This window comes from Variovorax sp. 22077 (genome assembly GCF_052044195.1).
In the GTDB taxonomy this organism is placed as follows: domain Bacteria; phylum Pseudomonadota; class Gammaproteobacteria; order Burkholderiales; family Burkholderiaceae_C; genus Variovorax; species Variovorax atrisoli.
In genome coordinates this window covers 94666-107371 of sequence record NZ_JBQEQC010000007.1, presented here as the reverse complement: position 1 = coordinate 107371, position 12706 = coordinate 94666, and the positions used below count along the sequence as shown (strand labels likewise).

Here is a 12706-nt window from a genome sequence, read left to right as displayed (position 1 = left end):
GCCATTTCCATGAACGCCTCCAGCGCCTCCGACGTGCCGAACGCCTGGAACCCGCGCTGGCGCCTGCTGGCCTGCGTCGCGCCCGCGGCCGCCTTCTTCGCGGCCTTCTGGCTGCTGCCGGTGGTGCGCCTGCTGGCGCTGCCCGCCGGCAAGGGCTGGGCCACCTACTTCGCGGTGCTGACCGATGCGCGCTACCTCGCGAGCATGGTCAACACCGTCGTGCTCTCGGTCACCGTGACGCTGGCCACGCTGGTGCTGGGCGCAGCCGTGGGCATCTACCTTGCGCGCCGCGCCTTCGTGGGCAAGCGCGTGCTGCTGTCGCTGCTCACGCTGCCGCTGTCGTTCCCCGGCGTGATCATCGGCTTCTTCGTGATCCTGCTCGGCGGACGCCAGGGCGTGGTGGCGGACATCGGCGACACGCTGTTCGGCGAGCGCATCACCTTCGCCTACGGACTGCTCGGCCTGTTCCTGGCGTACCTGTATTTCTCGCTGCCGCGCGCCATCGCCACCTATGCGGCAGCGGCCGAGTCGATGAACATGCAGCTGGAGGAAGCCGCGCGCTCGCTCGGCGCCTCGCGGCTGCGCGTGGCGCGCGACGTGTGGCTGCCCGAGCTGGCGCCGACCACGCTGGCCTGCGGCGCGATCCTGTTCGCGACCTCGATGGGCGCCTTCGGCACGGCCTTCACGCTGGCCAGCAAGTTCGAGGTGATCCCGATCACGATCTACAACGAGTTCACCAACTACGCCAACTTCGCACTGGCCGCATCGCTGTCGATCGCCCTGGGCGTCGTGACCTGGCTGGTGCTTTTCATGGCGCGACGCTTCGGCGCCAACCCCGTCGCACGCTGAGGTTCGCACCATGCACAAGAACACTCAACCGAAGGCTCCCTTCCTCTTCGCGGTGACGCTGATCGTGAGCCTCTTCATGATCGCGCCGATGCTGCTGTCGGTGATGGCGGGCCTGGTCAACAACTACAGCACGGGCATCAAGAGCGGCTTCACGCTGCGCTGGCTGGCCGAGGTGTGGGAGAACTACGGCGGCACCGTGGGCTGGTCGCTCGCGCTGGCCATCGCCTGCGTCGCCGGCACCGTGCTGCTGGGCGTGCCCTGCGCCTATGCGCTGGCGCGCAGCCGCTCGCGCGCGGCCCGCATCTTCGAGGAACTGCTGACGCTGCCGGTCGCGGTGCCGGGGCTGGCCACGGCGCTGGCGCTGATCCTCGCCTACGGGCAGCTCACGGCCTTCCGGCAGAGCTTCGCGTTCATCCTCGTGGGGCACATCGTCTTCACGCTGCCCTTCATGGTGCGCACCGTGGGCTCGGCCTTCCAGCGCGACGAGCTGCTCGCGCTCGAGGAAGCCGCGCGCTCGCTGGGGGCGAACTTCCGCCAGCGCTTCATGGGCATCCTGGTGCCGGCCGTGTTCCCGGCCATCGTGGCCGGCAGCCTGATGGTGTTCACGCTCTCGGTGGGCGAGTTCAACCTCACCTGGATGCTGCACACGCCGCTCACCCGCACGCTGCCCGTGGGCCTGGCCGACAGCTACGCCTCGATGCGCATCGAGATCGGATCGGCCTACACGCTGGTCTTCTTCGCCGTCATCCTCCCGGTGCTGTGGGGCCTGCAGCACCTTGCAAACCTGATCCAGAAACATCATGGAACTTGAACGCATCCCCATCGACATCGCCAACTGCGCGAAGACCTATGCAGACGGCACGCGCGGCCTGCAACCCACCAGCCTGCGCGTGGAGGCCGGCGAGGTGCTCGCGCTGCTCGGCCCCTCGGGCTGCGGCAAGACCACGCTGCTGCGGCTGATCGCCGGGCTGGAGTCGCCCGACGCGGGCAGCCGCATCGTGTTCGGCGACCAGGACGTCACCCAGCGCCCCGTGGAGCAGCGCGGCGTGGGCATGGTGTTCCAGAGCTACGCGCTCTTTCCGCAGATGACCGTGGCGGCCAACATCGGCTACGGCCTGCGCATCCGGGGCGTGTCGGCCCAGGAAGAAAAGCGCAGCGTGGGCGAGCTGGTCGACCTGGTGCGCCTGGGCGGCCTGGAGAACAAGCGCCCCGCCGAGCTCTCCGGCGGCCAGCGCCAGCGCGTGGCACTGGCGCGCGCGGTGGCGGTGCGCCCGCGCGTGCTGCTGCTCGACGAGCCGCTGGCCGCGCTAGACGCCAAGCTCAAGGAGTCGCTGCGCGACGAACTGGCCGAACTGTTGCGCCGGCTGCACATCACGGCCATCCACGTCACCCACGACCAGCAGGAGGCGCTGGCCATCGCCGACCGGCTCGCGGTGATGCGCGCCGGCCGCATCGTGCAGGTGGGCCGCGGCGAGGACCTGTACCGCGCGCCCGCGCATCCCTTCGTGGCCGAGTTCCTGGGCCGGGTCAACCGGCTGGAGCGCGGGCAGGACGCCATCGCCCAGGGCGTTGTCCGACTCGGAGGAAAGACCCTGCCCTGCCCCCCGGCGTGGCAGAGCCATGCGACTCTGCTGGTGCGGCCCGAGGACATCGAGGTCGGCTCGCCCCGGCTCGACTGGGGCGCTGCGATCGTCGAGCGCCGCACCTTCCTCGGCGATCGCGTGCAGCTGCATCTGCGCGCACAGGACCAGCCCGTGCTGGTGGCCGACGTGGGGCGCGACAATCCTTTCGGACCGGGCGACACGGTGGGTCTTCGCATCCAGCCCGAACGCCTGATGACGTCGCAGGAAGCCATCGCATGACGACAGCAGAAACCCGCAACAACACCATCCTGGTCCAGCTCACCGACCTGCACATCCGCGAGCCGGGCCGGCTGGCCTATGGGCGCATCGATACGGCCCCGTACCTGGAGCGCGCGGTGCAGTCGGTGCTCGCGCTGCGCCAGCAGCCCGACGCGGTGGTCGTCACCGGCGACCTCACGGACTTCGGCCGCGCCGCCGAGTACGAGCACCTCGCCCGCCTGCTTGCACCGCTGACCATGCCGGTCTACCTGATGCCCGGCAACCACGACGAGCGCGACCAGCTGCGCCGCAGCTTTCCCGGCCACGCCTACCTGGGCGCGGACGGCGACGGCTTCATCCAGTATTCGGTGCGTGTCGGCGCGCTGCGGCTGCTGACCCTCGACACCTGCGTGCCACACGCCAGCCACGGCGCGCTGTGCGAGAAGCGCCTGGCCTGGCTCGAAGCGCAACTCGACGCCTGCCGAGGCGAGCCGGTCGTCATCGCCATGCACCATCCGCCCTTCGAGACGCTGATCGGCCACATGGACGAGATCGGCCTGCTGGAAGGCGCCGAGGCGCTCGAAGCGCTGGTCTCGCGCCATCCGAACGTCGAGCGCATCATCTGCGGCCACCTGCACCGCGCCATCGACGTGCGCTTCGGCGGCACCATCGCATCTACCTCGCCGGCGCAGGCCCACCAGGTGTGCCTCGACCTGGCGCCCGACGCCGACTCGGCCTGGACGCTGGAGCCGCCATCGTTCCGGGTGCACGCCTGGTCCGCCCGCGGGCGCCGGCTCGTCACCCACCTGGCCGCCTCGGGCAGCTTCGAGGGGCCCTACCCTTTCCACGACAACGGAGCGTTGATCGACTGAAGCTCCTACTTGTGGAAAATGGGGTCGAAACGAAAAACAACGAAAAGAAAGGATAGAGCCCGACCTCCATGAAGCACCTCCTGAATCTGCTGGCGGCGGTGGCCCTGCTCGTGTGGGGCACCCATCTGGTCCGCACCGGCGTTCTTCGCGTGTTCGGCGCCAACCTGCGCAAGATCCTCGTGCAGAGCATGCGCAACCGCTTCACCGCCGCCCTCTCGGGCATCGGCGTGACGGCGCTGGTGCAGTCGAGCACCGCCACCTCGCTCATGACCTCCTCCTTCGTCGGGCAGGGGCTGGTCACGCTGCCTGCGGCTCTGGCGGTGATGCGGGGCGCCGACATCGGCACGGCGCTGATCTCGGTGCTGTTCTCGGCAGACCTTTCGTGGCTCTCGCCGATGTTCATCTTCGTGGGGGTGGTGCTCTTCATCACGCGCTCGGCCACGGTGGCGGGGCGCGTCGGCCGGGTGCTCATCGGGCTGGGACTGATGCTGCTGGCGCTGCAGCTGGTGGTGGAGGCGACCGAGCCCCTGTTCTCCTCGCCGGCCATCCGCGCGCTGCTGGCCTCGATCAACAGCGACGTGCTGCTGGAGATCACCATCGGCTCGGTGCTGGCCATCGTGGCCTACTCGAGCCTCGCGGTGGTGCTGCTGGTGGCGGCCATGGCCAGCTCGAACGTGGTGCCGCTGGACGTGGCGCTCGGGCTGGTGCTCGGCGCCAACCTGGGCAGCGGCCTGCTGGCGGTCCTGACCACGGCCAAGTCGGCCGTCTCGGTACGGCAGGTGACCGTGGGCAATCTGCTCTTCAAGGCGCTGGGCGTGGCCATCGTGGCGCCCTTCATCGGTCTGTGGATCCGCTACGTGCAGCCCGAGCTGCCGAACCAGACGCACGGGGTGGTGCTCTTCCACCTGGCATTCAACGTGGTGATCAGCGTGGGCTTCATCGGCCTGACGCAGCTGGTGGCCAAGCTGGTGACGCGCCTGCTGCCGCAGCCGCAGCAGCCGGCGGGCACGACGCGGCCGCATCACCTCGACCCGTCGGCGCTGTCGACGCCCTCGCTCGCCATCTCCAACGCCGCGCGCGAGGCGCTGCACCAGGCCGACGTGGTGGAGACCATGCTGATCGGCATCCTGGACGTGATCCGCCACAACGACCTGCGGCTGGCGCAGGAGCTGCGCCAGCTCGACGACACGGTGGACGAGCTCTACTCGGCCATCAAGTACTACATGACGCGCATCTCGCGCGAGGCGCTGGGCGAGGAGGAAAGCCGCCGCTGGACCGACATCATCAGCTTCACGATCAACATGGAGCAGATCGGCGACATCATCGAGCGGGTGATCATCGACGTCGAAGACAAGAAGATCCGGCCGCAGCGCAACTTCTCCGAGGCCGGCATGGCCGAGATCGTGGAGCTGCACGGACGCCTGGTGGCCAACCTGCGCCTGAGCATGAGCGTGTTCCTCAACGGCAACGTGCGCGACGCACAGAAGCTGCTGGAGGAAAAGGCGCGCTTCCGCGACCTGGAGCGGGCCTACGCGACCACCCACCTCGACCGGCTGTCGGACCGCACCACGCTGAGCATCGAGACCAGCTCGCTGCACATCGACCTGATCAGCGACCTGAAGCGCATCAACTCGCACATCTGCTCGATCGCGTATCCGATCCTGGAGTCGGCCGGGGCGCTGGCGCCCAGCCGGCTGCGCGAGTCGCGGCTGGGCAAGATCGAGGGCTGAACGGTCCTCCGAACGTCCTGCCCGGGCCTACTTGGCCTGCCCGGCGGTCTCCAGCAGCGAAGTCTCGTCGCGCCCGCGCCGCGCATAGCGCTGCGCCAGCACCGCGCAGACCATCAGCTGCATCTGGTGGAAGAGCATCAGCGGCAGCACGATCGCGCCCACCGCGTGCGAGGCGAAGAGCACCTTTGCCATCGGGATGCCGCTGGCCAGGCTCTTCTTGGAGCCGCAGAAGACGATGGTGATCTCGTCTTCCGTGTCGAAGCCCAGCTTGCGCGCCAGCAGGGTCGTGAGGCTCAGCGCCAGGCCGAGCACCACCGCGCACACCACGAGCAGGCCGACCAGTGCATGCACGGGCACCTGCTTCCAGAGCCCCTCGATCACGGCCGCGCTGAACGCGGTGTAGACCACCAGCAGGATCGAGCCCTGGTCGACGAACTTCAGCACCGCGGCGCGGCGCTGGATCCACTTGCCGATCAGCGGACGCAGCAGGTGGCCGGCCGCGAAGGGCACCATCAGCTGCAGCAGGATGCGCCCGATGGAATCCAGCGAGGAAGAAGCCGCATGGCCGCCGCTGGGCAGCACCACCAGGTTGACCAGCACCGGCGTGATGAACACCCCCAGCAGGGTGGAGGCCGAGGCGCTGCAGATGGCCGCGGGCATGTTGCCTCTGGCCATCGCGGTGAAGGCGATGGCCGACTGCACCGTGGCCGGCAGCACGCACAGGTACAGCACGCCGGTGTAGAGCTCGGGCGTCACCAGCGGCAGCAGGATCGGCTTGAGCACCAGTCCCAGCACCGGGAACAGCACGAAGGTGCTCGCGAACACCAGCAGGTGCAGCCGCCAGTGCATGAGCCCGTTGACGATCGCCTCGCGCGACAGCTTGGCCCCGTGCAGGAAGAACAGCAGGCCGATGGCCACCGTGGTCAGCCCCTCGAAGAAGTGCGCGATGCGCCCGCTGGCCGGCAGCAGGCTGGCCAGGGTCACGACCGAGAGAAGCGCGAGGGTGAAGTTGTCGGGAAGGAAACGGGGGCGGGACATGTTGCAACTCGGGACGAACGCCACGCGCGTTGCAGGCGCGCGGGCCGACTCAGCAGGGGAAGATGTGATTTCCGCGCATGAATCTGGTCGCCACTTTGCGGAGCCCGGCGCGTGCTCCTCGCGCCTTTAAGAAGGGGATTTTCGGCGAATTCCGGCATCGCTGCCGGGCGGGCCGGAAATGCCCCACCACGGCGCTTCAGTGTGCCGTGGGCGAACTGAACTGCGCCTGACGGCGGCGCTGGCAGTAGTCGATCAGGTCGTCGATCTCGGTGGCCTTGTCGAAGACCGCATCGGCGCCCAGGTGCACGCACTTGCGGCGCATGTCGGGCGTGGCGTAGTTGCTGAGCACCACGATCTTCTGGGAGGGGCTGCGGTTGCGGCAGGCCTCTAGCACGCGAAAGCCCGTGCCGTCCTTCAGGAACAGGTCGACGATGGCCAGGTCCCACTGCGCCAGATTGCTCGAAAGCCAGCGCGACCCCTCGGCCTCCGTCTCCGCCTCGCCGATGGGCTCGACCCTCGCCACCTCTCGCAGGGTGCCTGCGAGGTTGCGGCGGATGGTCGGGTTGTCTTCGACGATGAAGGTGCGAACGGTGGTCATGGGTATCTATGCCTCTGCGCTGTATCCACAGGCTACAAAGTGCTCGTGGCACAAGTCGAAGGCATGACACCCCTGCGCCGGTAGGACAAGGCCGGCGCGGCGGGCTCGGAAATCAGAGCGTGAGGATCGTGCAGCCCGTGGTCTTGCGCGCTTCCAGGTCGCGGTGCGCCTGCTGCACGTCGGCCAGCGGGTAGCGCTGGTCGATAGGAATCTTCACTGCGCCGCTGCGCACCACCGCGAACAGGTCGTCGGCCATCGCCTGCGTGCTTTCGCGCGTGGCCATGTGGGTGAAGAGCGTGGGCCGGGTGATGTAGAGCGAGCCCTTGGAGGCCAGCAGGCCGAGGTTGACCGGCGGCACCGGGCCGGAGCCGTTGCCGAAGATCGCCAGCAGGCCGAAGGGGCGCAGGCAGTCGATGGAGCCCTCGAAGGTGTCCTTGCCCACCGAGTCGTACACCACCTTCACGCCCTTGCCGCCGGTGATCTCCTTCACGCGGGCCGCGAAGTTCTCGGTGCTGTAGTTGATGGCGTGCGCCGCGCCGTGCTCCAGCGCGAGCTTGCACTTGGCGTCGCTGCCGGCCGTGCCGATCAGCTGCAGGCCCAGGGCCTTGGCCCACTGGCATGCGATGAGGCCGACGCCGCCGGCCGCGGCATGGAACACGATGAAGTCGCCGGCCTGCAGGCCCTCGGCCGGCAGCGTCTTCTTCAGCAGGTACTGCGTGGTCAGGCCCTTGAGCATCATGGCCGCGCCGGTCTCGAAGGAGATGTCGTCGGGCAGCCTGCAGACGTTCTTCGCCGGCATCACCCGCAACTCGCTGTAGGCGCCGGGGGGCTGGCTCGCGTAGGCGGCACGATCGCCGGCCTTGAGGTGGGTCACGCCCTCGCCCACCGCCTCGACCACGCCCGAGGCTTCCATGCCCAGTTGCAGCGGCATCTGGAACGGGTAGAGCCCGCTGCGCTGGTAGGTGTCGATGAAGTTCAGGCCCACGGCCTTGTGGCGGATGCGGATCTCGCCCGGACCGGGCTCGCCGACCTCCACCTCGACGATCTTCAGTTCTTCGGGACCGCCATGGCGGTCGATACGGACGGCTTTGCTCTTCATCGTTGCGGTCTCCACGCTCTGGAAAGAAGGTAAGGAAGGGATTGAAGGTAGGGGCAGGCATCCTGCCATGTTTGAGCTTCCGGCGACGGCGCGGGGAATCATTGCCCGGTAGAGTCGGCGCCCATGCAGACACAGCCGCAGCGCCTCGCTCCCCTCACCGTCTTCCTGCTCCTCGTTCCTCCGCTGCTGTGGGCCGGCAATGCCGTGGTCGGCCGCATGGTGCGGGAGCTGGTGTCGCCACTGACGCTGAACTTCGTGCGCTGGGTCATCGCCTTCGCGCTGCTGCTGCCGCTGGCGGCGCAGGTGCTGCGGCGCGACAGCCCGCTGTGGGCGCACTGGAAGCGCTACGCGGTGCTCGGCCTGCTGGGCATCGGCCTGTACAACGCCTTCCAGTACCTGGCGCTGCAGACCTCCACGCCCATCAACGTGACGCTGGTCGGCTCGAGCCTGCCGCTGTGGATGCTTGCGGTGGGCGCCCTCTTCTTCCGCGCGCGCGTCAGCGGCCGCGAAATCGGCGGCGCGCTGCTGTCGATGGCGGGCGTGCTGCTGGTGCTCAGCCGCGGCGAATGGCGGCAGCTGCTCGGGCTGCGGCTGGTGCCGGGCGACCTCTACATGATCCTGGGCACCATCGCGTGGGCCTTCTACAGCTGGCTGCTGGCGCGCACGCACGAGCCGGCGGCCGTGCGCAGGGACTGGGCCGCGTTCCTGATGGCGCAGCTGGTGTTCGGCCTCGCATGGTCGGGCGCGCTGGCCGCAGGCGAATGGACGCTGACGCCCGCGCACCTCGAACTCGGCTGGCCGCTGATCGCGGCGATGCTGTTCATCGGCATCGGCCCCGCGGTGGTGGCGTATCGCTGCTGGGGCACCGGCGTGCAGCGCGCGGGGCCGCAACGGGCGAGCATCTTCATGAACCTAACGCCGCTGTTCGCGGCGGTGCTGTCGGCGGCCTTCCTGCGCGAGCCGCCGCACTGGTACCACGGGGCGGCGTTCCTGCTGATCGTGAGCGGGATCGTGGTGGCCTCGCGGCGCTGAGCGAAGGACGGACCCTTCAAGCGAACACCGAGGAACCGGCTTTGCCGGGCCTCAGGTGTTGCCCCCGGCAGGGGGTTGGCGTGCGCGACACGAAGTGCGCGCAGCCTGGGAGCGAGCCCTAGTACGTGCCGGGGTAGGCGCCGCCGTCGGCCAGGATGTTCTGGCCGGTCATGTAGCCGGCCTGCATGCTGCACAGGAAGGCGCAGATGGCGCCGAACTCGGCCGGCGTGCCGAAGCGCTTGGCCGGGATGGTCTTCTTGCGGGCTTCCCACACGGTGTCGAAGTCCTGGCCCGACTTCTGCGCGGAACCGGCCATCGTGCCCTTGAGGCGGTCGGTGTCGAAGGCGCCAGGCAGCAGGTTGTTGATGGTCACGCCCTGCGCCGCCACCGACGTGCGCGCCACGCCGGCCACGAAGCCGGTGAGGCCGCTGCGCGCGCCGTTCGACAGCCCCAGGATGTCGATGGGCGACTTCACCGAGCTCGATGTGATGTTCACGATGCGGCCATAGCCGCGCTTGGCCATGCCGTCCACCGTGGCCTTGATGAGCTCGATGGGGGTCAGCATGTTGGCGTCGACCGCCTTGATCCACGCCTCGCGGTCCCAGTTGCGGAAGTCGCCGGGCGGCGGGCCGCCGGCGTTGGTGACGACGATGTCGAAGTCATGGCCCAGCGCGAACACCGCTGCACGGCCGGCTTCGGTGGTGATGTCGGCGGCCACGTGCTTGACGAACGGGTTGCCCGAGCCGCCGGCCACTTCGGCCAGCTTCTTCGCGGCCGCTTCCAGCACCTCGGCGCCGCGCGCCACGATCACCACGTTGACGCCCTCGCGCACCAGAGCCTCGGCGCAGCCGTAGCCGAGGCCCTTGCTCGCGCCGCACACCAGCGCGGTCTTGCCTGCAATACCCAGATCCATGTTCTTTCTCCAATGAAACAGAAGCAGAAGCGCCGGGGGCTTCAGCGCCCCTTGCGCGTGAAAACGAAAATGCCCGCGATCACGAGCACGGTGCCCGCCGCGATCCACGGCGTGAACGGCTCGCCGAGTATGACCACCCCCATGAGGATGGTCGACAACGGCCCGATCATGCCGGTCTGCGCCGCCATCGCCGGGCCGATGCGCTCGATGGCCATCATCACCATCAGCACCGGCACCGCCGTGCACAGCGTGGCGTTGAGCACCGACAGCCAGATCACCTCCGGCGCCACCGCCATCGCCACGCTGATCGGCCGCGTCAGCGCGAACTGCAGGATGCACAGCACGCAGGCCACAGTGGTGGCCAGCCCAACGAGCCTGAGCGACCCCAGCCGCTTGACGAACTCGCCGCTGTAGACGAGGTAGCCCGCATAGCTCACCGCGCTCAGGAACACCAGGAAGGCGCCCCAGGCCGCGGCGCCGCCGCCCTTGCCGCCGCCACCGGTCCAGAGCTCGTGGCCGAACACCAGCAGCACGCCGGCATAGCTCACGACCATGCCCAGCAGCTGCGGGCGCGTCGGGTGGCGCCGATATAGCAGCCAGCCGAAGAACAGCACCAGCGTGGGGTTGAGGTAAAGGATCAGCCGCTCGAAGCTGGCCGAGATGTAGGCCAGCCCCGCGAAGTCGAGGAAGCTCGCGAGGTAGTACCCCGAGAAGCCCAGGCCGACCACGCCGATCCAGTCGCGCCCGGTGAGCGCCGGCTTGCCGCGCCCGGCCCACCACGCCATCAGTGCGAAGAGCGGCAGCGCGAACAGCATGCGCAGCATGATGAGCGTGACCGCGTCCACGCCGTAGCGGTACGCGAGCTTGACGATGATGGCCTTGCCGCTGAACGCGATGGCGCCCAGGGTGGCCAGCACCAGGCCGGTGGCGACGCCCTTCCTGGCGCTGTCGCGCAGGGGTTGGAGGGCTGGCCGGGGGGATTCGCCGGTCGACGCGGCTGTCTTGTTCATCCCCCGATCATCGCGGCAAGCCCGAACCCCTGCCTCGCCCGCGCTCAGTACCCCGCAGCCGCGCCGTCGCGGCGCGGGTCGCTGGCGGCCACGTAGCCTTCGACCGAGGGCTCGCCCGCGCGCCAGATGAACTGGCCGGCGCCGAAGTCCTGGTAGGAGTCGTTGATCACTTCCAGGTGATGGCCGAGCTCGCGCAGGCCCTGCACCGTGGCCGGGTTCATCGCGGCCTCGACGTTGATCTCCAGCCCCGAGTTGAAGCGCCAGCGCGGCGCGTCGCAGGCGGCCTGCGGGTTCTGCCCGTAGTCGAGCATGCGCACCAGCGTCTGCATGTGGCCCTGCGGCTGCATGTTGCCGCCCATCACGCCGAAGCTCATCACCGGCTGGCCGCCCTTCGTGAGGAAGGCCGGGATGATGGTGTGGAACGGCCGCTTGCCCGGCGCCACCACGTTCGGGCTCTCGGCCTTCAGGCTGAAGCCGTGGCCGCGGTTCTGCAGGCTGATGCCGTATTCGGGCTCCACGCAGCCTGAGCCGAAGCCCATGTAGTTGCTCTGGATGAAGCTGACCATCATGCCGCTCTCGTCGGCGGCCGTAAGGTAGATGGTGCCGCCCTTGACCGGGTTGCCGGCCTTGAAGTCCTGCGCCTTCTTCGGGTCGATGAGGCGCGCGCGCGAGGCCAGGTAGGCGTCGTCGAGCATCTGCTCGGTGGTCACTTCCATGGTCCTGCGCTCCGACACGTAGCGGTACACGTCGGCGAAGGCCAGCTTCATGGCCTCGATCTGCAGGTGCTGCGACTGCACGGAGTCGACCGGCAGCGAGGCGATGTCGAACTTCTCCAGGATGCCCAGCGCGATCAGCGCCGCGATGCCCTGGCCGTTCGGCGGGATCTCGTACAGCGTGTGGCCGCGGTAGTCGCGCGAGATGGGCTCGACCCACTCGGGCTGGTAGGCCGCGAGGTCGGCCACGGTGAGCGCGCCGCCCTGCTCGGCGGAGAACTTCGCCAGCGCCTCGGCGATCTCGCCGTTGTAGTAGGCCTCGCCCTTGGTGCGGGCGATGGCCTTGAGCGCGCGCTCCGCGGCCGTGAAGCGGAACATGTCGCCCACCTCGGGTGCGCGGCCCCAGGGCAGGAAGGTCTGGGCGAAGCCCGGCTGCGACTGCAGGATCGGCGTGGCCGCGGCCCACTTGCCCTGCACCACCGGCGGCACGAGGTAGCCGCGCTCGGCGATGTCGATGGCCGGTGCCAGCAGGTCGGCGAAGGGCAGCTTGCCGAAGCGCTCGCTCAGCGCCACCCAGCCGCGCACCGCGCCCGGCACGGTGACCGAGTCGATGCCGCGCATCGGCGGATTGGCCGCGTCGGCGCCGTACTTGGCCTTGAAGTATTCGGGCGTCCAGGCCTTGGGCGCGGGGCCCGAAGCGTTGAGGCCGTGCAGCTTCTCGCCGTCCCACAGGATGCAGAAGGCATCGCTGCCCAGGCCGTTGCTCACCGGCTCCACCAGCGTCATCACCGCCGCGGTGGCGATGGCCGCGTCGACCGCGTTGCCGCCCTGCTGCAGGATGCGCAGCCCGGCCTGCGAGGCCAGCGGATGCGAGGTCGACACCACGTTGCGCGCGAAGATCGGGATGCGCGTGGAGAGATAGGGGTTGGCGTAATCGAACTTCATACCGTGCTTTCAAGGATGGCGTGAACAATTCGGGAAACACCGCCGAACCGGCTTTGCCGGGCCGCA

The 12706-nt window shown here is 68.9% G+C and carries 12 protein-coding genes; 6 read left to right on the top strand and 6 right to left on the bottom strand.

Annotated elements, in window-relative coordinates; translation table 11 throughout:
• Positions 1 to 9 precede the first annotated feature (9 nt).
• The 5 genes from ACTJLF_RS12280 to ACTJLF_RS12260 all read left to right on the top strand — a co-directional run bounded on the left by ACTJLF_RS12280 (position 10) and on the right by ACTJLF_RS12260 (position 5292).
• Positions 10 to 849 (top strand): ABC transporter permease, encoded by an 840-nt coding sequence (locus ACTJLF_RS12280; protein ID WP_126182745.1) that lies wholly within the window; start codon positions 10 to 12, stop codon positions 847 to 849.
• Between the two features lie 10 nt (positions 850 to 859).
• Positions 860 to 1660: an ABC transporter permease gene (locus ACTJLF_RS12275; RefSeq protein ID WP_019654288.1), complete on the top strand. Its 801-nt coding sequence runs from the start codon at positions 860 to 862 to the stop codon at positions 1658 to 1660.
• Positions 1650 to 2711, top strand: a complete 1062-nt coding sequence (locus tag ACTJLF_RS12270) for an ABC transporter ATP-binding protein (protein ID WP_132796990.1) — start codon at positions 1650 to 1652, stop codon at positions 2709 to 2711. The genes ACTJLF_RS12275 and ACTJLF_RS12270 overlap by 11 nt, the downstream gene beginning before the upstream one ends.
• Positions 2708 to 3562: a phosphodiesterase gene (locus ACTJLF_RS12265; protein WP_440883163.1), complete on the top strand. Its 855-nt coding sequence runs from the start codon at positions 2708 to 2710 to the stop codon at positions 3560 to 3562. The genes ACTJLF_RS12270 and ACTJLF_RS12265 overlap by 4 nt, the downstream gene beginning before the upstream one ends.
• Before the next feature lie 68 nt (positions 3563 to 3630).
• Positions 3631 to 5292 (top strand): Na/Pi cotransporter family protein, encoded by a 1662-nt coding sequence (locus ACTJLF_RS12260; protein ID WP_019654291.1) that lies wholly within the window; start codon positions 3631 to 3633, stop codon positions 5290 to 5292.
• Between the two features lie 27 nt (positions 5293 to 5319).
• On the opposite strand, the gene ACTJLF_RS12255 is transcribed toward ACTJLF_RS12260, so the two are convergent.
• From ACTJLF_RS12255 to ACTJLF_RS12245, 3 genes are all read right to left on the bottom strand, one after another.
• Complete coding sequence (locus tag ACTJLF_RS12255) at positions 5320 to 6330, bottom strand: bile acid:sodium symporter family protein (protein WP_126182741.1); 1011 nt, start codon at positions 6328 to 6330, stop codon at positions 5320 to 5322.
• A gap of 196 nt (positions 6331 to 6526) precedes the next feature.
• Positions 6527 to 6928, bottom strand: coding sequence for a response regulator (locus ACTJLF_RS12250; protein ID WP_019654293.1), 402 nt, complete (start codon positions 6926 to 6928; stop codon positions 6527 to 6529).
• Positions 6929 to 7040: 112 nt separating this feature from the next.
• Positions 7041 to 8027, bottom strand: coding sequence for a quinone oxidoreductase family protein (locus ACTJLF_RS12245; RefSeq protein ID WP_019654294.1), 987 nt, complete (start codon positions 8025 to 8027; stop codon positions 7041 to 7043).
• Between the two features lie 123 nt (positions 8028 to 8150).
• Between ACTJLF_RS12245 and ACTJLF_RS12240 the strand changes: the two genes are divergently transcribed.
• Positions 8151 to 9059, top strand: a complete 909-nt coding sequence (locus ACTJLF_RS12240) for a DMT family transporter (RefSeq protein WP_126182740.1) — start codon at positions 8151 to 8153, stop codon at positions 9057 to 9059.
• Between the two features lie 118 nt (positions 9060 to 9177).
• On the opposite strand, the gene ACTJLF_RS12235 is transcribed toward ACTJLF_RS12240, so the two are convergent.
• Genes ACTJLF_RS12235 through ACTJLF_RS12225 form a run of 3 tightly spaced genes read right to left on the bottom strand, consistent with a single transcriptional unit; the run spans position 9178 to position 12640 of the window.
• Entirely contained in the window at positions 9178 to 9972 is a 795-nt protein-coding gene (locus ACTJLF_RS12235; RefSeq protein ID WP_019654296.1) for an SDR family oxidoreductase, read from the bottom strand.
• Between the two features lie 41 nt (positions 9973 to 10013).
• Complete coding sequence (locus ACTJLF_RS12230; protein ID WP_440883162.1) at positions 10014 to 10982, bottom strand: DMT family transporter; 969 nt, start codon at positions 10980 to 10982, stop codon at positions 10014 to 10016.
• A gap of 44 nt (positions 10983 to 11026) precedes the next feature.
• Complete coding sequence (locus tag ACTJLF_RS12225) at positions 11027 to 12640, bottom strand: gamma-glutamyltransferase family protein (RefSeq protein ID WP_440883161.1); 1614 nt, start codon at positions 12638 to 12640, stop codon at positions 11027 to 11029.
• Between the last annotated feature and the right edge of the window lie 66 nt (positions 12641 to 12706).

Excerpts from the sequence above, each read along its gene's own strand:
- ACTJLF_RS12280 (WP_126182745.1), top strand. The coding sequence starts at position 10 with ATGAACGCCTCCAGCGCCTCCGACGTGCCGAACGCCTGGAACCCGCGC.
- ACTJLF_RS12275 (WP_019654288.1), top strand. The coding sequence starts at position 860 with ATGCACAAGAACACTCAACCGAAGGCTCCCTTCCTCTTCGCGGTGACG.
- ACTJLF_RS12270 (WP_132796990.1), top strand. The coding sequence starts at position 1,650 with ATGGAACTTGAACGCATCCCCATCGACATCGCCAACTGCGCGAAGACC.
- ACTJLF_RS12265 (WP_440883163.1), top strand. The coding sequence starts at position 2,708 with ATGACGACAGCAGAAACCCGCAACAACACCATCCTGGTCCAGCTCACC.
- ACTJLF_RS12260 (WP_019654291.1), top strand. The coding sequence starts at position 3,631 with ATGAAGCACCTCCTGAATCTGCTGGCGGCGGTGGCCCTGCTCGTGTGG.
- ACTJLF_RS12255 (WP_126182741.1), bottom strand. The coding sequence starts at position 6,330 with ATGTCCCGCCCCCGTTTCCTTCCCGACAACTTCACCCTCGCGCTTCTC.
- ACTJLF_RS12250 (WP_019654293.1), bottom strand. The coding sequence starts at position 6,928 with ATGACCACCGTTCGCACCTTCATCGTCGAAGACAACCCGACCATCCGC.
- ACTJLF_RS12245 (WP_019654294.1), bottom strand. The coding sequence starts at position 8,027 with ATGAAGAGCAAAGCCGTCCGTATCGACCGCCATGGCGGTCCCGAAGAA.
- ACTJLF_RS12240 (WP_126182740.1), top strand. The coding sequence starts at position 8,151 with ATGCAGACACAGCCGCAGCGCCTCGCTCCCCTCACCGTCTTCCTGCTC.
- ACTJLF_RS12235 (WP_019654296.1), bottom strand. The coding sequence starts at position 9,972 with ATGGATCTGGGTATTGCAGGCAAGACCGCGCTGGTGTGCGGCGCGAGC.
- ACTJLF_RS12230 (WP_440883162.1), bottom strand. The coding sequence starts at position 10,982 with ATGAACAAGACAGCCGCGTCGACCGGCGAATCCCCCCGGCCAGCCCTC.
- ACTJLF_RS12225 (WP_440883161.1), bottom strand. The coding sequence starts at position 12,640 with ATGAAGTTCGATTACGCCAACCCCTATCTCTCCACGCGCATCCCGATC.